This is a genomic window from Rhodococcus sp. P4_F3_2 (assembly GCF_056401335.1).
The window spans coordinates 1-496 of sequence record NZ_JBFUJN010000169.1; the positions used below are offsets into that span (position 1 = coordinate 1).

A 496-nucleotide genomic window follows, 5' to 3' on the forward strand; every position below is an offset into this window, starting at 1 on the left:
GTTCATGATTCTGCGGACTCTAATTTGAAGCCTGTGACCCTAGAGCTTGGAGGGAAATCACCAAATATCATCTTTAGCGATGCACCCGATTTGGATGCTGCGATTGAACGTTCTTTTTACGGCTTGTTTACACATAAAGGAGAAAAATGCTCAGCGCCTACTCGCTTGTTAGTACAGCGTGACATTTACGAGCAGGTAGTTGATAAGTTAGCAGATTATGCAAATAGCTACAAGTGCGGCAGTCCTTTTGATCCTGATTCAGATCAAGGTGCCCAAGTCTCTGAATCTCATATGCAGTCAATCTTACACTATATCGAGAGCGGTATACGTGAAGGGGCTACGCTAGCAGCGGGCGGCGAGCGCGATATGAGTGGAGATAATGAGCACGGGTATTTTATCCGTCCCACTATTTTTGCAGATGTTGATAATAAGATGACCATTGCACAAGAAGAAATTTTTGGTCCTGTACTGTGTGTAATTCCGTTTGATACAGAAG

General features: G+C 44.0%; 1 protein-coding gene. It reads left to right on the forward strand.

What is annotated here, in order from left to right; translation table 11 throughout:
* Window positions 1-33: 33 nt before the first annotated feature.
* Window positions 34-496: aldehyde dehydrogenase family protein (locus tag AC1DWA_RS33275; protein WP_477917730.1), on the forward strand; the 463-nt coding region annotated here is incomplete at its 3' end.